General features: G+C 52.1%; 13 protein-coding genes. 3 read left to right on the forward strand and 10 right to left on the reverse strand.

Annotated elements, in window-relative coordinates; all coding sequences use genetic code 11:
- Positions 1-8 precede the first annotated feature (8 nt).
- From Pla110_RS04870 to Pla110_RS04895, 6 genes are all read right to left on the reverse strand, one after another.
- Complete coding sequence (locus tag Pla110_RS04870) at positions 9-1,673, reverse strand: WD40 repeat domain-containing protein (protein WP_144993798.1); 1,665 nt, start codon at positions 1,671-1,673, stop codon at positions 9-11.
- Positions 1,674-1,790: 117 nt separating this feature from the next.
- Positions 1,791-3,251 carry a DUF1501 domain-containing protein gene (locus tag Pla110_RS04875; RefSeq protein ID WP_144993800.1) on the reverse strand — a complete coding sequence of 487 codons (1,461 nt, stop codon included), beginning with the start codon at positions 3,249-3,251 and terminating at the stop codon, positions 1,791-1,793.
- Positions 3,252-3,438: 187 nt separating this feature from the next.
- The gene (locus Pla110_RS04880; RefSeq protein WP_144993802.1) at positions 3,439-6,393 is read right to left on the reverse strand and encodes a DUF1553 domain-containing protein; all 2,955 of its coding nucleotides are present in this window, start codon (positions 6,391-6,393) and stop codon (positions 3,439-3,441) included.
- 152 nt (positions 6,394-6,545) lie between these two features.
- Positions 6,546-7,637 (reverse strand): succinylglutamate desuccinylase/aspartoacylase family protein, encoded by a 1,092-nt coding sequence (locus Pla110_RS04885; protein ID WP_144993804.1) that lies wholly within the window; start codon positions 7,635-7,637, stop codon positions 6,546-6,548.
- Between the two features lie 50 nt (positions 7,638-7,687).
- Entirely contained in the window at positions 7,688-8,890 is a 1,203-nt protein-coding gene (locus tag Pla110_RS04890) for a RimK family alpha-L-glutamate ligase (RefSeq protein ID WP_144993806.1), read from the reverse strand.
- Between the two features lie 197 nt (positions 8,891-9,087).
- A complete protein-coding gene (locus tag Pla110_RS04895; RefSeq protein WP_197440510.1) occupies positions 9,088-9,564 on the reverse strand; it encodes an ATP-dependent zinc protease family protein in 477 nt (158 codons plus the stop codon).
- Positions 9,565-9,763: 199 nt separating this feature from the next.
- Here Pla110_RS04895 and Pla110_RS04900 point away from each other — a divergent pair, with 199 nt between their 5' ends.
- The gene (locus Pla110_RS04900; protein WP_144993810.1) at positions 9,764-10,321 is read left to right on the forward strand and encodes a VOC family protein; all 558 of its coding nucleotides are present in this window, start codon (positions 9,764-9,766) and stop codon (positions 10,319-10,321) included.
- A 36-nt stretch (positions 10,322-10,357) separates the two neighbouring features.
- On the opposite strand, the gene Pla110_RS04905 is transcribed toward Pla110_RS04900, so the two are convergent.
- Entirely contained in the window at positions 10,358-11,005 is a 648-nt protein-coding gene (locus Pla110_RS04905) for a TetR/AcrR family transcriptional regulator (protein WP_144993812.1), read from the reverse strand.
- A gap of 405 nt (positions 11,006-11,410) precedes the next feature.
- Here Pla110_RS04905 and Pla110_RS04910 point away from each other — a divergent pair, with 405 nt between their 5' ends.
- Complete coding sequence (locus tag Pla110_RS04910) at positions 11,411-12,823, forward strand: DUF1501 domain-containing protein (RefSeq protein ID WP_144993814.1); 1,413 nt, start codon at positions 11,411-11,413, stop codon at positions 12,821-12,823.
- A 26-nt stretch (positions 12,824-12,849) separates the two neighbouring features.
- Here Pla110_RS04910 and Pla110_RS04915 read toward each other — a convergent pair whose 3' ends face one another.
- The gene (locus tag Pla110_RS04915; RefSeq protein ID WP_144993815.1) at positions 12,850-13,959 is read right to left on the reverse strand and encodes a glucose 1-dehydrogenase; all 1,110 of its coding nucleotides are present in this window, start codon (positions 13,957-13,959) and stop codon (positions 12,850-12,852) included.
- A gap of 81 nt (positions 13,960-14,040) precedes the next feature.
- Positions 14,041-17,040 (reverse strand): PVC-type heme-binding CxxCH protein, encoded by a 3,000-nt coding sequence (locus Pla110_RS04920; protein WP_144993817.1) that lies wholly within the window; start codon positions 17,038-17,040, stop codon positions 14,041-14,043.
- 330 nt (positions 17,041-17,370) lie between these two features.
- On the opposite strand from Pla110_RS04920, the gene Pla110_RS04925 reads away from it, so the two are divergent.
- Positions 17,371-18,627 carry a sialidase family protein gene (locus Pla110_RS04925; RefSeq protein ID WP_231742918.1) on the forward strand — a complete coding sequence of 419 codons (1,257 nt, stop codon included), beginning with the start codon at positions 17,371-17,373 and terminating at the stop codon, positions 18,625-18,627.
- Between the two features lie 343 nt (positions 18,628-18,970).
- Here the strand turns inward: Pla110_RS04925 and Pla110_RS04930 are convergent, their stop codons facing one another.
- Positions 18,971-22,258, reverse strand: coding sequence for a PVC-type heme-binding CxxCH protein (locus tag Pla110_RS04930; protein ID WP_144993819.1), 3,288 nt, complete (start codon positions 22,256-22,258; stop codon positions 18,971-18,973).
- Between the last annotated feature and the right edge of the window lie 100 nt (positions 22,259-22,358).

A 22,358-nucleotide genomic window follows, 5' to 3' on the forward strand; every position in this document is an offset into this window, starting at 1 on the left:
GTGGCGAACTAATGCAGCTTGGCCTCGATTGGTTTTTCTGACGGTTCGAGTGCCCGGTTGAGATATTCCTGAACACGTTGTTGAATCGCTTTTTCCGGAATGACATCTTGTGGAGTCGGTTTGAAATCCGTCTGGAGACGGACCAGTTCTTGTCGCACCATTTCGTTATCTTGAAACTTCCGAAGCGAGTCTCTCAATGAAACCGCCATGATCACTTCTGCAAAATTACAGGTAAGATCACAGAAGGCCGTTCGTTCAAGTCGCGTCGGAAGTTGTGCAATGAGTTGCTCGGCAGTCAGATTCTGTTCTGCCGTTGTCCACTTATGTTGAAGCCTTTCGACCAGCTCCTGCTGTGCGGTAGTTAATTCTGCGGACTTGAAGGAGTCCAGAATCTCAGCAGGAAAGCCGACTTGTTGCTTTCCGAGAGTGCCCAGATTCGTTTCCCATTCGGGTTTGTCGGGACCGTTATAAAGTTGCATCAACCGCTCATGAGTTTCCAGCGGTGTAAGCTGATTCTCCACCGATGTCTCCGCTGAAACTGGCGGTTCTGGGAGCGAAAGTTCAGTGAGGTTGCCCCATTCGTTTTCCTTACGTGCGAGAAGTAGGACTGTACCTCCGCTGGTGGCGGCTGCAAGAATGTTTCCATCGTCAGAGAAATCGAGACTGGAAATATCGTTTTCGAAATTCTTGTGATAAACAACTTTGTCTTCTTTCCAGTCGCGAATCGACAGCTCGCCGTTGCCAACACCGATTGCGAGGAGCTCTCCTTCCGGATGGAATTTCGCGGCAAAAACCCAGTCTTGAAACTTGTCGAATGTCTTGATAGTCGATGCTGTATCGACATCCCAGATGCGGACCGTCTGATCGTAACTGGCAGAGGCAAGCAGAGGTGATTCTCCCTCGACGGTAGGCGAGAAGTCCACGGACAGGACATCGGCGGTATGCCCTTCCAGGACGCTTGTCGGCTCCAGCGTGTTTGCGTTCCATAATCGAATGGTCTTATCGCGACTGGCTGAGGCGATTAAGTCACCCGCGGGATCGACGGCGATAGCAGTAACTTGTTTGGTATGACCCGGTAGAACTTTCGATGTTTTCTTCGTCAGGTCCCACATCCGTAGTTCAGTGTCATCGCTGCCGGTGACGAGCCGATTGCTGTCGAGTGGAAAATACCGAATGCCATGCAGGTCGTCGGTGTGACCGGCCAGCTGTGTTGAGAAGGAGAAATCAGGAAGCGACTGAATGAAAGCGAGGTTGTCTCCTCCCGCCGTGGCGATTTGTGTGCTGTCGGGGCTGAAGTGAATATCAAAGGTCCAGTTCTCATGTCGCTTCTGGTTTGCAATTAACTTCTGAGTGGCGAGGTCCCAGAGAAACAGTCGGCCTTCCCCGTTCCCGGCGGCGAGATATTTTCCATCCGGGCTGATATCAACTGTTTTGATCGCCTTGGCGGGAATCGGTTTATGTCTCAGTGAGGTCGCGACTGGATCCAGAAGCGGAGTCGGTTCGGAGGGAGAACCTTCATTTGAAGGAGTCACCTTGTCGGACGTCTCCTTGTCCGATGTCTTCTTGGCGGAGAGAGGCGGGTCGGGAGACTCTGCTTCTACGGTGCAGCCGAACAGGCCTAAACAGATTAGCAGTAAAAGCGAGTTGAGAGAAAATCGTAAGATCAGGCTCATCGAGACGTTTCTTTCGTTATAGAGGGAGGGTTTCTCTTACGATGCCATAAACTCGCGAATAGTTCCGATGAAATGCAAAATAGTGGAATCCTCTGGAAGTCTCCCTCTCGAAATGGCTTAGGCAATGATCCCCTGAATCACTTTGCCTTGAACGTCGGTCAGGCTTTCTTCGCGGCCTTGATGGAAGTAAGTCAGCAATTCATGGTCGAGGCCCATCAGGTGCAGGATGGTGGCATGGATGTCGGAGATGTGGGCTTTGTCGACGATTGCTTCGAATCCGAATTCGTCAGTTTCGCCATAGGTGATGCCCCCCTTCACGCCGCCCCCCGCCATCCACATGCTGAATCCGTACGGGTTATGGTTGCGGCCTTCCGCACCTTTCCCTTCACTGAACGGCATTCGTCCAAACTCACCACCCCAGACGACGAGAGTCTCTTCCAGCATGCCTCGTTGCTCTAGATCACTGAGCAGAGCGGCGATAGGTTGATCGACTTCGGCCGCGTGTTGACCGTGGTTCTTCTCGATAGAGTTGTGCGCGTCCCAGGTGTCATCGAGATGCCCGCCACCGGAATAGAGTTGCACGAACCGAACGCCCCGTTCGACCAGTCGACGAGCGACGAGGCAGTTGCGACCGAATTCATCCGTAGGCTGCTGACCGACCCCATACGCGGCTTGGGTTTGATCGGATTCCTGAGACAAGTCGACGGCCTCCGGAGCAGCAGACTGCATGCGGTAAGCGAGTTCATACGAATTGATGCGCGTCTGTAAATCGCTTCCTCCCGGACGGCTGGCCAGATGCTCGGCGTTGAGCTTCTCCAGCATTTCCAGTTGGGAAATCTGAGCTTGTGGGGTGATATGTGCGGGGCCTTGCAGGTTCAAAATCGGGTTCCCCGCTGGTCGGAAAAGAGTCCCTTGATAGGTGCCTGACATAAATCCGCTGGACCAGTTGGGAAGTCCACTGATGGGGCCGCCTCGCTTATCGAGCAGGACGACGTAACCGGGCAGGTTCTCGTTTTCAGTCCCCAAACCATAGACGGACCAACTACCGAGGGAAGGGCGACCGATGAAGGTTTTGCCCGTGTTCATCGCCACAAGAGCAGAGCCATGAGCGTGAGAGTCGGTATGGCAAGAACGAATGACGGCCAGCTTGTCGGCCTGTTTACGAACTTCCGGGAAGTAGTCCGAGATGAGAATACCACTTTCTCCACCGGGACGGAAGGGGCGAAAATTAGGCGTCAGAAAACCGACTTTGCGCCCGCCGGAGTTAATGAATTCCTTACTTTCAGGGAGGGGCTGTCCGGCGAACTTTTCGAGCACCGGTTTGTAGTCGAAGGTATCGACTTGACTCGGGGCACCGTTCATCATCAGAAAGATGACGTTCTTAGCTTTGCCCGGGTAGTGGCCTTCCTTATCCGCCAGTGGACTGAGATTTTCGGGGGAATCGGCGAAGGCGTGTTTTGCAAAAAAACCGGACTGGGCGAGTAACGCAGTCAGTGCGGTACCAGCGAAGCCGCCTCCCATCTCCCACAGCCATTCGCGGCGATCGAGTCCACAGGGATAATATTGCTTCTGTTTCATAATGTAATCCCAGTAGGGAGTCGTTTATTTAAAGGGTGGTCCAGACAATCGCGTTAGTGTTGTCTGGATGCCAAAGGCACACTAAGGAGTGAACAACAGGAGAGACTGGAATCGCTCCCTCAGCCATCTCCAATGTGAAACCATTCATTACTTTGTGTCTCTTTGAAACCCAGAAAACTCTTCGGTATCAATCGATAAACATGAACTCATTACTGTTGAACAGGACATGGCATAGTGAGGCTAATGCGAGTTCTTCCGGAGTAAAATGTTCTTCGCGCGACTGAAGTTGATAACGGTGCATCAGGTGTCGTTCGACCTGTTCCTGTTCCAAATCAGAAAGTTCTCTGTCGAAGACGATCAGCTCCGCGATGTTTCCTTTCCAGAACTCACCATTGATATTGCCCTGTTGTCCGATGACATAGGGGGTGGTCAGGTTCCTTGGTTGCAGAGGATTACTGTTGCTCGCCTTCTCAGTTGAGTTCAGAGAAATCGTTGCGTCGTAGGTGCCATTGATTGCGGAAATCAGGAAGGGCTTGTCTGGGTTGGGGTAGGGAGGCGACGCAGCAAAGTCGTCGCTGAACCTTACGGTGCCTGCTCCTGTACTCCCGAGGAAGAGCGATGTCGTTGAATTTCCTTCGCTCCCATTCCAGTTAGAGAATATCTCCCGATGGGTACCATTGTTCTCATCACTGACAACAGCAAAGATTGAATAGGTTTGATTCTTTAAAACCTGTCCAGTGAGTTGCAGAAATTGTTGCTCTCCCGAGAAGTGGAGGGCGGGTTGATTGCCGATTCCAGAAGAAATCCATTTGGGGCGAGCGGCAGGAACAGTCTGCGCGGCATCGTGCCCTTCTGGTGATGCGTCCAGCCAGCGAACAACATGTCCGGTCTCATCCATCTCCACGCCCTGATCCGCACTTAGATGCAACGTCAGTGCAGGTAGTTCCGAAAGATCGGCGAACTGCGGTTGTTCGGGTTCGTCTGTCGTCTGTTGCTGGAAAAGATGTAACTGAGATTTGAAGTGGTTCTGTGCTGTCGCTTGTTCGGACTCGGTCGGATTGCGTCCAAAGGTGATCCGCCAGAGACTGATGATCTGCTGTTCGAGATCGTTGGGTTCCTGTTGCAGGATATGCTGGGCCAATGATTTACTTTGGTCGTGAACGAATTCGTTGTTGAGCATCGCCAGGGCCTGTGGAGCGACCATAGTCACATCGCGGTCGGCACATGGCAAAGTCGTGTCGGAAAAATCGAAGGTTATTAGAAAAGGATCAAGCAACGTGCGCTGACTGTAAATATACAGGCTGCGTCGGTTCTGTTCGGCAAGTGGCGACGGAGTCCATGCAGCTCCTTTTTTCGATAGTCCTTCGAGGGCTTCGGCGGGAATATCGGGTTTGAAACTCTCTCCGCCAATCTGAGAAAGGTCGAGATCGCCGGTGGTATATACTAGGGAATCGCGGAAGGCTTCCGCATCCAGTCGTCGTCGATTTGCTCTCCACCAATATCGGTTGGTAAAATCTTGTTCGGCATACTCGGCATGTTGTGGATGCAACGACGACTGCCGGTAGGTTCGGGACATGACCATCAGTTTATGGATTCGTTTTAATCTCCAGTCTCCATCGCGTAATTCTAACGCGAGCCAGTCGAGCAATTCGGGATGAGTCGGTTGGTCGCCCGTGAAACCGAAGTTGTTCGGGGATCGGACCAGACCCTCACCGAAATGGTGTAACCAGAGTCGGTTGACGACGACCCGTGCTGTGAGGGGGTTTCGGTTATCGACGATCCAGTTCGCCAGTTGCAAGCGGCGCTCTGTGGTCTTGGCTTCCTCTGACGGGGGATTAAAAGGACCAGCCAGTTCGGGTACAAACGAAAGCTGAGCCGGCTCAATCACGGGGCCTGGATGTTTGGGATCTCCTTTAAATAGCAGATGTAGATCAGGAGCTTCTTTACCCAGGTCAGTCCAACCAAATACGTCATACCCGAGTTCTTCCGGCGAGGGGCCACCCAGTAGTTTGCTGCTGCGAGGTTCAATCGGACCCGACCAGAAAGTACTTGCCATCCGGTGATAGTCGACATGAGTTATGGGATCGAACTTGTGGTCATGGCAGCGAGCGCACTTCACGGTGAGTCCCAGAAATGCGGAACTCGTCACGTGCACCATGTCTTCCAGACGCTCGTACTTATATTCCTGTGGGTCGTTGGGTTCATCGTTCCAGGTGCCCAGTCTCAGGAAGCCAGTGGCAATGACGGTCTCTTCACTGCGGGTTGGTAATTCATCGCCGGCGAGTTGTTCCAGTATGAATTCGTTGTACGGTTTGTCATCGTTAAAAGCATTGATGACGTAGTCGCGGTATTTCCAGACGTCCTTCTTCTCCTGGTCTCGCTCGTAACCGCTCGTCTCTGCGAAGCGCGCGAGGTCGAGCCAGTAGCGGGCCCAGCGCTCTCCAAAATGCGGGGAGGCGAGCAATTCATCGACCTGTTCTTCATAAGCTGCTGGCGAGGGATCGGCGGCAAACGTGTCCAGTTGACTTGCGCTGGGGGGCAGACCGATGAGGTCGAAATACAAACGCCGCAGAAGTTGGCGTGGTTCAGCCAGGGGGGCCGGGGTTAGTTGTTGTTCCTGCAACTCGGCTCGGATGAAAGCATCAATCGTGTTGGCATCGGCAGGAAGATTGGCGACGGTGGGGATGGGGCTTGACTGAATCGGTTGAAGTGACCACCAGTCACGGCCTCCACGAACAGTGGTTGTTTTTTCAAACAGGTCCAGTTCACGATCGACGGGCCAGGTAGCCCCTGATTCGATCCAGCGTTTGAGTACTTTCTGTTCTTCTTCAGACAGTGGTTGTGGCTTGCCCTGTTTTTCGGGAGGCATATCGCCATCGGCGACTCGTTCCCACAGGTAGCTCTCTTCCAGATGGCCGGGGGTCAGCACGACACCCGAATCGGATCCGGCTTGAATCGCTTTAAGTGAGGAGAGGTCCAGTCCACCGGAGGCTTCATTCGCGTTGTGGCATTCGATGCAACGCGTGAGCAGAAGAGGAGCAATGTCTCTTTCGAAATCAATTGGATCGGCAGTACGCCCAACGTCAATCAGGAGAAATGCGAGAGTACAAAAGGCAAATGCCAGAATACGACCAGAGAGCATGACCGACACCTAGAAGGGTGTAATTTAACTTTATTGTTAAAAGTCATGCTAAGTCTGATGGTTCGGGAGTGCAAGTATAAACCAGAGTTGATGTATGCATTCCGTTAAGCACCGTCTGCGCGAGCCTGATTTTCGTTGATTCTTGCCACTGCTTAGTTCGTTTCGGGTCGCTCTCCCGGTTCCACAACGACCACATTGGAGCCAAGTCCCTCGGAGATTCTATCTTCGAAGATGTGCCCATCGGTCCGGATTTTTCTCAGTTCCCGTGGATCAAGGTCGTCAGGGAGCCGACCGAGATTACAAACAGGTTCACCGGGGCTGACGGCGGGCAACGTCGTCATGCCGACAACCACAGCGTTGAAGGGCGAAACCAGAACAGATCGTTCTTTACCAAGTAACGTCGTGTTGGTCGCCAGGGGTTGTTTCTTACGGACAACATCGCCCGGTTTAATATGAAACTGCAGGAAGCCACCCCGTTCCGCCCGGATCCATTTTGATTTTTCCATCACGATCGGGCTTTCGGCGCGGTCGGGTTCACCTTCAACCATTTTGAAAGTTCGTAGGACATTCTCAATTCCGCGGACGGCGGCATCGACGATACCGGGCTCCACTTTCCAGACTTCGCCCCCTTCCATGATAATGGTAGGGCAACCGGCGATGCAGGCTTCCCGGCGCAGAGCCCCTTTTGGTCCCTTGCCGTTCATAATGATTTCGCATCCGAAGGCCTTGGCCAGTTTTTTGACCTTGGGATTGGTCAGGTCTCCCCGGACATTCGGGTAGTTGGTACGGCGCACCGAGGCCGTGTGCAGGTCGATTCCGTAATCGGCCCGAGTGATCAATTCGTCAAAGATCGTCCGCGCCATACGCCCGGCGAGACTTCCGTTGGCTGAACCTGGAAAAGACCGGTTCAGGTCGCGGCGGTCTGGCAGATATCGAGAGTGACGGTCGAAGGCGAGCATGTTGAGAACGGGGACGAAGATAACCGCCCCGCTAATCAATTTGATGTCCTCGTCCTGCATCAGGCGATGAATGGCACCGGTGCCATTGATTTCATCTCCGTGAAGGGCCGCAGTCAGAAGTAAAGTCGGGCCCTCTTTGACGGCGCGACGAATATGAATCGGAATTTTCAACGTCATACCGCTGTATGATTCGCTGACGGCCAGGGTCACGTTTTTGGATTCGCCCGGCTTAATCTCCGACCCATTCCACTTGCCTATCGGTTTTCTAATACGCTCGTTGCTCATCTTTTTAGTGAGCTTACCTCCCACGGGTGTTGGACGAAATCGAAGGGCGGTCAGTCGACCTTGCCTGAGACAGGTTGCGCAGGCAGTTCCAGAACTTCGTAACTTCGCTTACGTCGTGTTTTAGCGGGAATGAGGTCTCGCATCAATTCCAGTTTGCCAAAACAGAGCAGGCGATCTCCTGATTCCAGCTGACGATCGGATCTTGGGTTAGGAATCACGGTCGTTCCCCGGTAGAGAGTCAAGGCGTTAATGTCCTTCTCCCGCAGTCCCGATTCGCTGATCGTTTTCCCAATGTAATCGGATCCTTCCGGGATGTGAATCTCGGTCACTCCGTAGCCTCGGCTGACCGTAAGTCGCTGACGGATATCGATCTCGGGAAAATTCACCTGGCCGGCGATGTAGTCGACCACCGTACCCGCCACGTCAAGTTGCGTACAGGATTCGATTCCCTCCAAGCCAGGAGAGGAATTGACTTCCATAATCTGAGGGCCATCTTTTCCTTCGAGCATGTCGACACCCGCGACGCGGAGTCCCATGATCTGTGCCGCTCGAACTGCTGTCTCGCAGTAGTTGGCATCCAGGGTGACTGCCTCGGTTACTCCGCCGCGGTGGACGTTGCTACGGAACTCCTGTCCCTGCGCCACTCGACGCATGGCGGCGACGACCTGATCACCGACGACAAACGCGCGGATATCTTTTCCTTTGCTCTCGGCTACGAACTTCTGAATCAGCACGTTTTGTCGTTGGCTCTGAAGTAGTTCGATGATCGACTCGGCTGACTTGACCGACTCGGCCAGTAACACGCCAATTCCCTGAGTTCCTTCCAGGAGTTTGATGACAACCGGAGCACCTCCCACGCGTTTAATAGCGGGGAGAACGTCTTTTTTATCTCGGACGAAGGTCGTCTGGGGAATACCGATATGGTGTTTTGATAATATTTGCAAACAGCGAAGTTTATCTCGTGAGTTTGCCACGCCGGCCGAAGAGTTGGCTGAGAAGACATCCATCTGTTCAAACTGCCGGATGACGGCTGTACCGAAATAGGTGATCGAATTACCGATTCGGGGGAGGATGGCGTCGTAGTTGGAAAGCTGTTTCTGTAAGTAGAAAAGGTCCGGATCTCCCTGTTTCAGGTCGATGGCAAAGCGAAGTGTATTGAGGACCTTAGCTTTGTGACCTCGTTGTTCCGCTGCCTCAACAAGGCGCCGGGTGCTGTAACAGCGGGGACTGCAGGATAGAATACCGAGTTTCATAAAAGAACCTTGAACCTTTTTTTTTGCGGGTATTTCTGGTCGCTTTACCACCAATTGATCACAACTCGTTATTCAGTCGAGACGTGCGAATGGGTAAGAACAGGGAAGGGTTGAAGATGTGCCGGGTGATTTGCTGCTGAAATCTATTATAGCGACAACTGGACCCTTTTCGGGGGGCGGATATGAGAAAGCGGAAATTATCGTTTCTTAATCCGCTTTGGCCGTTTTTCTCTACCGTCATAGTACGATTTACCGGCATCAACTAGAAATCGACCGCGGAATGCTTCCCGTCCCAGCAACATTCGAAAACCCATTTCATCGCGATTGGCGAGCGTTAATTCAATGGACCACGTTTGGCCCAGTAGAGTCATATTGGTCATGATGACGGGCCGCATATTGGCTTTGCCACTCGAACTTCGGACCGAACGTACGTCGACAACTTCAGCTTCAGTGGTGACGATTTCCGTCGTTTTACGCTGCAATGGATGAACTTTGAACCGCACAAATCGGGTTCCGCGTCGTTCGAAGTAAGAGAGATCGTAGGCGTGCAGCGATGAAGAGCGAGCGCCCGTATCCACCTTGACTTTAATCTGTTCGATTCCCAGTTCGGGAAGGGCAATCCATTCCCTCCAACCAATGATTGGTTTGACGGGCTCCGCTTTTTTCGGTCTCATCAATCAATCCCTGCAACAGCAGATGAAAGTAGGTCGCATCGACGTAAAACGACTTGGAACAGGAGGGATCTTAATAATTGGCGATTTGAAAAGGAAGTCCCTGCGAGAATGGTGGCGTTTTCCCCCTGAGTTCCGACATAATCGAAGAGACTCTTTTTGAACGTCTGACTTTGAAAACTCAACCTGAGGAGAACCAAGAATGCGCCGCTACCTGACGATTGCAATGATGCTTGTAATAGGAATCGGAATCTACACCAGTTGGAACCGGACTATTGGCGACGACCGGGAGACTTCCTGGTTTAAATCGACCACCGTCGATTTTGGAATCGTGGTGAGCGATGTCGAAAAATCGGTTGCCTTCTATCGCGACGTACTGGGTTTGAAAGAAACCTCGACGTTCGATGTTTCCAGTGAGATCGCTACGGACGCCGGGCTGACCAAAGGGGAATCTCTAAGCGTACATGTGATGCAGTTGGGTAATGCGGCAACCGCGACTAAAGTTAAATTGATGCAAATCGAAGGTAGTACTCCTGCCAAGCAGGATACCAGTTACATCAACAGTACCCTCGGCATGAGCTACATGACATTACATGTGACAGACGTAAGTAAAGTGCTCAAAAATGCAGAGAAGCATGGCGTCAAAGCGATTGCCAAGGGGCCAGCAGATATCTCCCGTGGAAGCGGAAATAAAATGGTACTGGCGATCGTCCGCGATCCGGATGGAAATCTGGTAGAACTGGTTGGACCCCTGAACTGATCGTGTCACTGAACTGATTCCGAAATTAGCTCGAAATCAATCGAAGGGAATCGGACGCCGGCTAGATAGGCCGGCGTCTCCTTTGAGGGAATTCCAGGCATGCTCGGCAAGTTGTTCCGTGTAATCGAGAATGTCGCCAATTCGAGTCTGGCGAGTTACCCACGCGCGAGCGAGCTGTGAGCAGGGGCCTGTAATCTGTGCAAACAGATAAGTTTCGTTCACATCTAGTATTTCCCCTCGTTTGATGAAGGGTTTGAACTCCGAGAAGACTTCCACCACAAATTGTTTTCGCAATTCGTGATATTGGACTTCGATTGTGTCAATCAGATCGGAAAGCCCCATCCGCGATAAGTAAAGCGACAACTGCGGGTTGTCATGCGAATACTGCAGATGAGTGTGAATCATCGCTCTGATTTTTTCGAAGGCAGTCTCTGCAAACTGAACGCGTTCCAGCATATGTTCTTGATAGCGAGCAACGCCTTCGAGAAATAATGTGCAGGCAATCTCATTTTTGCTCTCAAAGAGATGGTAAATACTACCATGGCTGGCGCCGGAGATTTTGCGAATCTGCTCGATGCTAGACCCTTCAACTCCTTGTTTCAAGAAGCATTCGAGGGCCGCGTCAAGAATCTCCCTGCGTCGGCGTTGGGTGCCGGGGCGTAGTTTCTTCGTATTTACAATCATGATCGCATTCTACTGAAAACAGGCGGAGATTTTTTAAGAGATGATGGAACTCCGAAAAATTCTGGTATAACAGGAATGTTAACCGAATTCAGAAAAAACGAAAGTAGAGGGGACGAACGGATACACAAATAATTGCGAGGTCAGCATTTCAGTATTAGAAACTGTTCGCGTATTTCCTCTTTATGGTTCCGTTTCGCATGGGCCGTTTCTGAAAGGAAGGCTTACCAGGTTCTGACAGAGGTGTCTTATAGCAAGTGTCTTATAGAAGTGATGGGTGACTGCCAACTCGTCAACCGTTCTATTCAAGGCCCAAGTAGAATTCCAGTTCACATCCCGCGATTGATTTCGATGATCAATCGGCTCATCGTCATATTCATATAATTATGAATCGACAGAGGTTTCAAGATGACTGGCAAAGCGAACTTTTCCCGTCGAGAAACATTGCAAGCAGGTGCCGTTTCTCTATTAGGACTGAATCTCGCGCATTTATCAACGATAAAATCGCTGCAAGCGGCCGAACCCTCGCACGCAGACTCTGTTGAAACTCCCTATCGTGCTTGCATATTTATCTTTCTCTTTGGCGGACCAAGTCAGCTCGACCTGTGGGATATGAAACCAGGAGCCCCCGCGGAAATCCGCGGCGAGTTCAAACCGGTGGCGACAAATGTCCCCGGTATCGAACTGTGCGAGCATCTTCCTCACATGGCCCAGCAGATGGATAAGTTCTGTCTTCTGCGATCGATGACACATAAAATGAATGTGCATGGTCCGGCCTGCAGTGAAATTTATTCCGGCCGCGAATACTTCGGCCCTCCGGTAACCGACCAGGCAACACCGGAGGATTGGCCCTCACTCAGTGCGATGGTCACCCGGTTTGGTAAGTCACAAGAGGGGTTACCGCCTGCAGCAGTTTTGCCCTGGTACAGCCAGTTTGTTGGGCAGGACAAACGTATCGCCGGACAAACAGGGGGACGGATGGGCGAGAACTGGAATCCATTCCTGATCAACGGAGATCTCAGTCGTGCCGATTTTGAAGTCCAGGGAGTTCAGCTACCACAGCAAATGACGGCCGACCGATTTACGAGACGTGCACAGTTATGGTCGCAGCTTGATCGATTGGCGCCTCAGCACATTACGAATTCCCAACCCGCTTCGAAGCTTCATAAAAACTACGAGACCGCCTGGCAACTTATTAAGAACGCCGCCGACTCCGATGTTTTTTCGTTAGCGAAAGAATCGGAACCGCTGAAGGAGAAATACGGGAGAACAAAGTTTGGACAAAGTCTGTTGATGGCGCGCAGGTTAGTCGAAAACGGAATTCCCCTGGTCACCGTAAACTGGGATGACGATTCCCGTAACGACAAAGTTTCACCGCATTGGGATACTCATAACGACAACTTCAACAAATTGAAGAACGGTCTCTGTCCGGTATTCGATCGAGCTTATGCCGCATTAATTGCGGACCTGGACGACCGGGGTCTGCTGGAATCAACTTTGGTGGTGGCTTTAGGTGAGTTTGGTCGCACGCCACGGATTGGCCTTGTTACTCAAAACGGAATGACAGAACCGACCGGTCGCGATCATTGGCCGCATGCTTTCACATCCCTGCTGTCAGGAGGCGGCGTCCGTGGTGGACAGGTCTATGGTGCCACGAACAACACAGCAGGTTACGTTGACGACAAACCGGTCACGCCTGCCGATCTATCCGCGACCGTCCTGCATCATCTGGGGATTGATCCCCATTGGACTTATCACGACGAATTTCAGCAGGTCGAACGGCAACTCAGTACGGGAACCATCATCACGGATTTGGGGTGATTGGCCTCTTATGCAAGTGGTCAGCTTTACTCAATATCGTCAGCTACATTGACGAAGACTTTCAGTGCATCCGGGTCTTCCACCAGTAGTCGCATCATCTCCGCGTAGTTGTCGAGGCCCTCGACGGGGTGAGTCAGAATCTTTTCGATCACTCCCGGATAAGTCATCTCGCCTAGAGCCAAATCGGCGATTCCCATTTCGAAATGACGGAAGTTCGCATTGACGGAGCCAATCAGCATTTTGTTACCAAGGACCCACTCCAGGTTCAGCTTGTCCGCAGGAGTCTCATGTAAATCTTTGCCGCCGGTGATGCTGGTCCAGATGAGGACGCCGTTCAGGTTGAGGTGTTCCATCGCTCCGAACGAGATCGAGCTATTGCCCGTCGCGTCGAAAATGATATCCGGTTTTCCTGATTCTTCGACGACCTCTGCGATAGATCGTTCCCGCGTGCTGACATAAGTCGCCTCCATACCCTCGACGATCTCGGCTTTCAAATTCGGAGCGACTCCTCGCGCGAATGTGTAAACCTGCAAACCTCGCAGACGCAGAATGAGTGTCGCCAACAGACCAATTTGTCCGGCACCCATCACGAAGGCAGTGCGGGGTTCCCATACCTGTAATCGCTTCTGAGCTTCGTACGCCTGATGGATGGCCTTGGCCGAGCAACTCATTGGTTCGGCGAGGACATGAAGATGTCTCAGGCCAACGGGAATACGAACGATAAATTCAGCGTCATCGACGAAGTATTCGGTCAGATATCCATGCAGGAGGTTGATGCCTCGCTCGTAGTAGGTTTCTTCGCTGGTGATATCCGATCGACCGATACTATCGTAAATAGAAGCTCCCGGTCGACGGACTGTGCAGGTGACATAGTCACCAGGCGAAACATGCGTGACCTGTTCGCCAATCGCTTCCACTCGTCCAAAGACTTCATGGCCCAATACCAGATAGTCGTCTCCAATGGGCGCATTGCCATACAAGGCATCGTTAATCTCGCGGTCTGTCGCGTCGACACCCACCTTCAAGACTTTCACCAGTACGCCACGTCCGTTGGGAATGTCCTCCAGCTTCGGTGTCGAGATGTCGGTCAGGTGAACGCTATTCGGCTTACCGGGAGTAACGGCAATCGCTTTCATGGAGATAGGCTTTGAGCAAGAGTAATTGAATCTTGGATTTGATGTTCGCATCGTCTATTTCAAACGATGACTCTTAACAGGTTATTCTGCGGCAGGTTCGGATGCGGCCCCTTCGGGAAGCGGAACCTGATTCTCGGACTGAAGGTAAGAAACAAGGTCAAGAGTGTCCTGTTCGGAAAGGGATTTAAGCAATCCTTCGGGCATCAGCGAAAGACTGGATGTTTTTCGGTCTTCGACATCTTCCGTGCTGAGCGTCAATTTTTCTGTTGGTGTCTGTAATGTGATGATGTCATTCTCTTCCGAAATAATGATCCCCGAAACAACCCGGCCTTCAGTGGTCGAGAACGTCGTCATTTGAAAATCTTTACCGACGAGAGCGTTGGGAGTCACCATGTTCTGAATCAGGTATTCCGAATTGCGGCGTTGTGATCCGGTCAGTTCCGGACCCACTTTGCTTCCTTCTCCAAACAGTTGATGACAGTTGGCACAATTCAGTTTAAACAATAATCGACCATGAGACGCATCCGCGTTGGAAATGTTGTCCGCTGTGAACAGTTTAGTCAGTGAATCGATCTGTTCCTGTTTCGCTTCGTCTGTTTGGCCGATCGTTCCCCAGACTTCCTCGAGCCGTTTCGTCAGATTTTCCTGTTTATGGCTCAAGATCTGGCGAACGTAGAACGCCGAGAGGGCATTTCTCTCAATTTCTTCTTTCTCCATCGCATCGAGCAGCTTAAGGGCATAATCGGGACGAGAAGTTAAAGTTCCGATGGCCTTCTGTTGGTCAACGAGAGGCATCTTGGTGAACCGGGAAAGAATTTCACTGGGAATGGCCTCATTCTCAAACGCAGCCAGACTGACCAGGGCGGGTCCCCGCATCGTCTCTTCGTCGAGTAATTGCAACAGCACGGCAACGAGTTCCGGGTTCTGCTGGAGCGTTAAAGCGGTAAGGGCTGTCTCTCGGTTTTCCTGGGGCTGTTCCTGGTTGCTGATCAGCGTCCGAAGTTCTCCTGCGGCTTCAGGAATACCGAATTGCAGAGAGAGTAATGTGGTCAACAATTCGATTTCTGGATTATTCGAGGTCGCCATTCGTTTGCGAACCTGATCCCAGGCGGCTGGCTTTTCAACCTGTTTCTGGCCCAGGAGTGCGGTTTGAATTCCACGCAACAAATCCAGCCGGACGATGTCGTAACTGCTATTGGCTAGCTTTTCGTAAAGGGCAGGTTCATTCGCCAGTTGGCGAGCAATCAACTCCCGGACTTGAGGGAGTTCCGTGAGCGAAATCAGATCAACTCCCTGTTGAGGGTATTGTTCGATTGCTTCATTGATACCGTACCAGATCATCAAGGGAAGGTAGGGGTCTTCCTGATCCTGAGCTCTGTTGAGTAAGTAAGGGGCAATCATCCAGCGATACGGTCGCGGCATCCGCTGGAGTGCGGAGGCGAGTTCGAGTCGTACGCGTGGCGATTCTTCCTGTTCGGCCAACTGGATGAAACGGGAAAGGAGATCGGAAGTGACATACCGATCATCCATGGCCAGACGAATTGCCCAGGATCGCAACCATTCTTCCGGGCTACGCAGCAGCTCCGTGATTTTCTGATCGTTAACACCACCCAGCACATGAATGGTCCAAAGGGATCGGAGTTTCATCGGAACAGCGGTAGATTCGTGGAATTGATTCCACAGGGCTTCGATGATTTCAGCCTGAGAACTCAGTTCTCCTAGTGCCGCCCGCTCCTGTAGCAGTTGACGGGCATGTTGGGCGTACCAGTTGTTCGGGCGTGTGTGCAGTTCAACCAGTTCAGCGTCCGTTTTTTCGGAGAGGTTTACCGGTTCAGATTTCAAGTCACCGTAGCTGACTTTGAAAATACGTCCTGTTTGTTTTTGCGTGTTGATGTAGTCATGGCATTCCCCGGTGTCGTTCCAGTCGGTGATGTACACGGCGCCATCGGGTCCATACTTCAGTTCCAGACCTCGAAACCAGGGGTCGCCCGAAAAGAGCATGTCTTCCCCGTGATGAGCGGAATAGGTGGAACCCTCGGGTTCCAGGATGTCCTGGTTAGCGCGGCGACCATGAATATTAAGAGTGTATAATTTGTTTCGATATTCTTCCGGCCAGTTGTCCCCCTGATAAACCATGGCACCCGCATGGGCATGGCCACCACCAGCCGAATCGTGTTTGCCTTCGCCATCTCGTGAGGAGGTCCAGTTGCCGCCCCCCCAGTGAATGTGGTCCGCAACGGATTCGATCAGCTCGTAGGTATGAGGAGTGACATCTACGCCGAACATTCGCTCGTAATGAGCACCGGGAACAATGTGCCAGAGATGTTTGATCACGCAGTTAGTAATAAACATCTGACCGTACTGATCGAAGTCGAGCCCCCAGGGGTTCGTTGTGCCATGGGCGACGACTTCGAATTCCTGTTTGGTCGGATGATATCGCCAGACACCGCAGTCCAACTGATCGCGTTTTGTTTCGGGCGTGCCCGGTTTGCCAACGAGTGATTTGGAGAGGATTCCGTTGAGTCCATATAACCAACCATCCGGTCCCCAGGTTAAACCATTGAAAACATTGTGCCGACTCGATTTGGCATCCCAGCCGTCGAGCAGGACAACAGGTTCTCCATCCGGTTCGTCGTTTTGGTCGGCATCGGCAATGAAGAGGAAATTCGGCGTCGAACAAACCCAGACTCCACCGAATCCGACTTCAATTCCAGACAGGTTAACGCCCTGGTCCCAGAACACTTTACGGTCATCGAATGTTCCGTCACCGTCGGTGTCTTCCAGAATGACGATCCGGTCCTGTTTTTTGTCCGACCATTCCGGATAAGAGAGACATTCAACGACCCATAATCGGCCACGATGGTCGATCGTAAAAGCAATTGGTTGCACCACATCCGGTTCCGCTGCGAACAGGGATACATTGAACCCTTCGGGAACCGACATTTTCTCGGCTGCTTCTTCGGGGGGGAGAGGTTCCGAATCCTGAGCGACCAGTGGCAGGGCCAGCAGCGCAAACAGGCACAGGGTACAGAGCGAACGGAGTAAGCCGATCGAGAGGGCAGGGTTGAGGGTGGGTCTCATGATCTCTTTCTTATGAGCACGATGTGCAAGCAAACACGGTCTGTCAGTTCACTTTGATTCGAAACACTCTGATTCGAAATACCGTGAGTCGGAATATCAAGGAGAAGGGGGGAATCGGTCAGATCGCCCCGATCATCGCAAGTCGTGGGTTGCGTTGGCTATGTTCAGCCTCAAGAATAAGAGCTGGCATTATAAAGTTTCAAGCGGCAGAATGAAACTTGGGGCCATTGCCCGTCGCCGACTCACGGAGGATTCGTATCTTCTGATGACCTCCGCTTTATTTTTTTGAACCTCGTCGAACTAAGCCAAACAAAACATAAGTCAAACAATATGCATAACTCACCGCTCGATCGTCGTCATTTCCTACAATACACGTCTGCTTCGCTACTGGCAGGGGGAATGCTGTCAGGCGTTTCCAAAGGGCAGCCCCTACTGGGAGCGGAACCTTCCGGTCCAATAAAAGAGGTGGAACGGACCGTTGTTCACTCCGGGTACGATGGTGTCTATTGCTGGGTTCATCCCCGCGCTGGGGCAATTCCTGGAAAAACCCCGTCTGTCGTGATGACGATGCAGAAGTTGTGGCTTAAAGGGTCGGATATTTTCCAACCACTCAAAGAGATGAGAACGGACGACCTGGGAGAAACCTGGTCGGGTCCGAGTGATACCAGTTTTGCGCACCGGGAAGAAGAGGGGGGGATTACCGCGGGTGTTTGCGATTTCACTCCTGCCTGGCATGCGAAGACCAAAACATTACTCGGCATTGGACACACCGTCCGTTATGAAAACAACCACGTGCAGAAAGGTCGCCGCAAACGGGAAACCTCCTTCGCGACTTACGACAACGACAGTCGTACCTGGTCCGATTGGGATGTGGTTCAAATGCCCGACATGAAAAACAAGTTCTACCATTCGGGTGCAGGCTGTTCTCAGCGGGTCGACTTACCTGATGGCGATCTGTTGATTCCATTTTACTTCTCAGATGGTATCAATCCCCATCGTAAAGTCTCCGTGATGCGGTGTGCTTTCGATGGTAAGAAGGTTGAGTATCTCGAACATGGTTCCGAACTCGATATCCCCACCCACCGGGGAGCACTTGAACCCTCGCTTACCTATTTTCAGGACGAGTTCTTCGTCACGATTCGACACGGCGATGGGCATGGTTATGTCGCCCGCAGTAAAGATGGCCTGCAGTTCAGCGAACCGCAACCATGGAAATGGGACGACGGCACCGAACTCTCCACGGGCGACACACAGCAACACTGGATCTCTCACCAGGACGGTTTTTATCTCGTCTTCACTTACAAGCGAGAAGACAACCAGCACGTCTTCCGTCAACGAGCGCCACTCTTCATGGCCGAAGTGGACCCGGAAACTCTGAGCCTGAAGAAAGAGACGTTGCAAGTACTCGTCCCTGAACGAGGTGCCCGTCTTGGCAACTTCCAGGTCGTCACCGTCTCCCCTCAGGAAAGCTGGGTGACCGTCACCGAATGGATGCAACCCGTCGGTTGCGAAAAACGCGGCAGCGACAACTCGGTCTACGCCGTGAAAATCAAATGGAACACCCCCAACGAATATGCCGTTGGGTAACGCGAACATTTCTTTTTAACACGAAGTCACAAAGACACGAAGAGCTTAAGGCAAATGTCTCGCTCTTCGTGTCTTTTACATTTGATGGACTCGAAATCGTTATCAAAAAGAAAGGAACTCAGCTTGGCTGGCTCGATGCTAACGCTTCGCAAATCTTTCTGTTCTCTTTTCTTCTTAGAGTCCTCGTGCCTTAGTGTTGAAAATGAATATCAACGCGACGCAAAGCCTGAAATGCTCCAAGCAGTTGACTTTCTACAGTATGGTTCACTTTCTACAGTATGGTTCACTATCTGTGGTAATCGGTGTCCATCTGTGGTTCCAAACTCCTTTAAATCAACTTCCTTTAAGGCAACTTCAACCCGCGCATCGATTGCTGGGCTTCACGGTCTTTGAGAAAGGCGACGAGGTCGATGAGTTCCTGATAGGAAAGTTGGGAGATGACTCCCTCTGGCATCAGGCTCTTTTTGCTCTCAAATTTTTCGTCGATTTCATCTGTGGGGACGCGAATCTCTTTTCCACTCGAATCTCGCAGCACTAACGCCTGGGCGTCTTCCTTCACTTTAAGGCCGCTGTAGACGAGACCGTCCTCGGTGATCACATTCCAGGTGGCATAGCCTTCTTTGACTTCGCGGGAGGGATCCAGGATCGATTCCATGATTTTACCTACCGTGTGCGTTTCCCATATTTTGGTCAAGTCAGGCCCCACTTGGAAACCGACACCTTCGATTTGATGGCAGTTAATGCACTGTGTCCGTTTTTCGAGGAATAATGCTTTACCATTGGCCGGGTCGCCTGTGGTCTTCACCAGGTTTTCCATTTTCTGGATTTCTTCCGGTGTCAAATCGACCAGCAGACCCCCTTTGAAAACTTCCTCCAGCAGAGGTTTAATCTCCCCTGATTGGTCCCGGCGCTGATGCCGTTCCAGGGCTTCGGCGATTTGTGGCAACAAACCGCGATCAATTTCTCCCGCCAGGAATTGCTTCGCCAGTCGACGGGCTGTTTCCGAGCGGCGGCCCAGTACTCGCACAGCGGTGACCTGTTTCACCAGGTCTTCATCTTGTAATAACTTTTCTGCCGTGGGAACCGCTTTCTCGTAATCGACTTCCGCGAGAAGTTCGAGGGCGGCCAACTGAATTTGTAGATCAGGATCACTCTCAGCAATGGACGTCAGTTCGTCCAGTACCAGTTCCACACCCGGGGCCGTGCGGCCACGGGGATGCAATGAATAAGAGCGAAGTTTAGCCAATGCCTCGAGAACTGTGGTTCGTTCTTCAAATGACTTCGATGTGTCCAGCAGGATTTCCATAATCTGAGGAGAAAGCGATTTCAGATCGGTGTCCCCAATCGAAGTAATGACTCGGTTACGAACCTCTTCATTTTTATTCGTGAGTAAGCGGGTCGCCAGTTCATTCATCACTTCCGGATCACCCCCCGGAACAGCGCCCAGGGTTTCCATACAAGCGAGTTGTACGGACAGTGGGAGGTCGTCCTGTTTGGCCATCCACTTCGTAATGGCGGTCGCTTGAACGGCGGGCTCGACGATAATGTGCCGATAAGCAGAAATCACGCGAGCCTGCTGGTCTGGACCAAGTAACAGCATCTGTTCGCCCAGCAGAATCTGGTCGAGAAGATCGGCTCCAGCCCGTGTGCGTAACGATTCCAAACAGTAGACCGCTTTCTCCCGCAGGGCCGGATCTTCTGATTGCAGCCAGAGAGCGAGATACTTTAAACCATCTTTATCAAGTCGTTCCAATCCGCGAAACGTTCCGTCGAACAGATAGATGTCGTCGTAGTTCAGTTGGGCAAGATGCCTTGCGAGTTGGTCTGCTGTTTCCAATCTCAGTTCATCTCCGGCTGGCAGTAGTCCTGCCAATGTTCCTAAAGCGATTGCCGCAGAGCGACTGACGGCAGCATCGTTATCGACTAAGGCGAGACTCAGCGAGTACAACAAGTCGCGATCAATATCCGTCGCTGGCACGTTGCGTGAAAGTGTTTCCGCCGCAACACGTCTTAGTTGTGGATGTTCGTCAGCGACGACAGCCAGCAGCATCGACTTCACTTTAGCGTCGTACTGTTGTGCTGCTGCACCCAGAGCCATCACACGGGCTTCGGGACGCATGTTGGTATTCAGGGCGAGGGAGATGAACTGATCGAGGTTGTCTCCCCGTTTAATCAACTCTAATTGGGCCCGACGGCGAAGTTCAAAGTCGTCCGTGGTTTTGAGAGTATTCCACAGGTTCTCGTTCGGGCTGGCGATCAAGCGTTTCCAGTCCTTGGATGTTCCCGGTGCAATCGCGGGTGTCCCTTCGATGCCCGACCAGGTGAGTCGGTAGATGCGGCCATGTTCACTGTCACCCCACACACGACCCGCTCCACCGGAAGGGGTTCGCCAGTCGACAATGTAAATCGCACCATCGGGTCCTACCAGTGCCTGACAGGGACGGAACAAATCATCGGTGCTATCCATCAACACAAATTCGCGGTCGACCTGAAACGTACTTCCAACTTTAGAGACTTCGTAAGCGCGTACCATCTTGCGATAGACATCGGGATAGATAAAGAGGCCCCGGAAAAAGTCGGGGAAAGCCGTTCCCTGGTAAATCATTAAACCTGCTGGGGCTCCGCGACCTGTTTTTAACATCGACGGCATTTTGCCCGGCTTCTCGCCAAAGACCGCGCCACGGACAAAGTCGGTGCGGCAGCAGATGGCGCCAGGGTAAAGTCGCCAACCATAGTCGGCCCCTTCCGGGACATGCATCAGACGCACGCCCTGAAACTTTGAACCATCTTCCTGATCGTTGTCGACGTGGAACATGTTATAGAAATGATCGAACGAAACATCGCGATAGGGGTTCCGGAAACCGCGAGCATGTTCGTGCAATTGCGATCCGTCCGGCTGCATGCGGAAGATCGCACCCGTTCTGAGGACTGTTGAGCGGGAGCCGTCAGTTCCTTCCCCTTTGTTATCGTTGTCGCCGGCGGGGACATACAACCAACCATCATGGGATAGAGTCACCCCCGAAGATTGATGATGATCGAAGCCGCATAGGCCGTGAACGATCTCTTCTTCAATATCAAACGGACCGCCCGGTTCACTCTGACGACGACGGATCACCCAACCGTTGGACGGGAAATAGAACCAGCCATCGTGTATGAGCAATGACGACGGGCATTCCAGATCGTCCATGATCACTTTGGAAGATTCGTAAACTCCATCGCCATCTTCGTCAATCAGTTGCTTCATGACATCGCTGACATCTTTGAAGATGCGTTCAACGTGCCCCTGGGTTCCATCCTGATAGGTGAACTCGTAGTTACTGTTCACCTTGCCTGAAGCGGCCCGCCACTCCAGGACGTACGGTGTACCATCGGGAGCGAAGGACATGCCGACCGGGTCGATGACCGCCGGGTCGGTGGCGAAGAGTTCCACTTTTATTCCGGCGGGTGTCTTAATACCGCTCAGCTTCGGATCGATCGTTCCCTGATCGATCATCTTCACCCACTCAGGGCTTGGCCGTTTTTCGAATTCGTATTCCTGAAAATCGTCTTGCGCGAAAAGTGGTCCACAGAGATTTAGGCAGAGACTTAAAGTGAGGAACAGGGAAAGCGCGCAACAGAGCCAACTGCGCATGGGGCCAATCCTTTGCTGAAGAGAAGTGAAGTAGAGATCCGTGGCATCACTATAAAGGGTACGTCGCCCTGTTTTCAATCGCGGGTGCGAATTCCCATAG

This window comes from Polystyrenella longa, assembly GCF_007750395.1.
In the GTDB taxonomy this organism is placed as follows: Bacteria; Planctomycetota; Planctomycetia; order Planctomycetales; family Planctomycetaceae; genus Polystyrenella; species Polystyrenella longa.

What these genes read in the sequence shown, in the direction of transcription:
- Pla110_RS04870 (WP_144993798.1), bottom strand. Translation starts at nt 1,673, where the DNA reads ATGAGCCTGATCTTACGATTTTCTCTCAACTCGCTTTTACTGCTAATC.
- Pla110_RS04875 (WP_144993800.1), bottom strand. Translation starts at nt 3,251, where the DNA reads ATGAAACAGAAGCAATATTATCCCTGTGGACTCGATCGCCGCGAATGG.
- Pla110_RS04880 (WP_144993802.1), bottom strand. Translation starts at nt 6,393, where the DNA reads ATGCTCTCTGGTCGTATTCTGGCATTTGCCTTTTGTACTCTCGCATTT.
- Pla110_RS04885 (WP_144993804.1), bottom strand. Translation starts at nt 7,637, where the DNA reads ATGAGCAACGAGCGTATTAGAAAACCGATAGGCAAGTGGAATGGGTCG.
- Pla110_RS04890 (WP_144993806.1), bottom strand. Translation starts at nt 8,890, where the DNA reads ATGAAACTCGGTATTCTATCCTGCAGTCCCCGCTGTTACAGCACCCGG.
- Pla110_RS04895 (WP_197440510.1), bottom strand. Translation starts at nt 9,564, where the DNA reads ATGAGACCGAAAAAAGCGGAGCCCGTCAAACCAATCATTGGTTGGAGG.
- Pla110_RS04900 (WP_144993810.1), top strand. Translation starts at nt 9,764, where the DNA reads ATGCGCCGCTACCTGACGATTGCAATGATGCTTGTAATAGGAATCGGA.
- Pla110_RS04905 (WP_144993812.1), bottom strand. Translation starts at nt 11,005, where the DNA reads ATGATTGTAAATACGAAGAAACTACGCCCCGGCACCCAACGCCGACGC.
- Pla110_RS04910 (WP_144993814.1), top strand. Translation starts at nt 11,411, where the DNA reads ATGACTGGCAAAGCGAACTTTTCCCGTCGAGAAACATTGCAAGCAGGT.
- Pla110_RS04915 (WP_144993815.1), bottom strand. Translation starts at nt 13,959, where the DNA reads ATGAAAGCGATTGCCGTTACTCCCGGTAAGCCGAATAGCGTTCACCTG.
- Pla110_RS04920 (WP_144993817.1), bottom strand. Translation starts at nt 17,040, where the DNA reads ATGAGACCCACCCTCAACCCTGCCCTCTCGATCGGCTTACTCCGTTCG.
- Pla110_RS04925 (WP_231742918.1), top strand. Translation starts at nt 17,371, where the DNA reads ATGCATAACTCACCGCTCGATCGTCGTCATTTCCTACAATACACGTCT.
- Pla110_RS04930 (WP_144993819.1), bottom strand. Translation starts at nt 22,258, where the DNA reads ATGCGCAGTTGGCTCTGTTGCGCGCTTTCCCTGTTCCTCACTTTAAGT.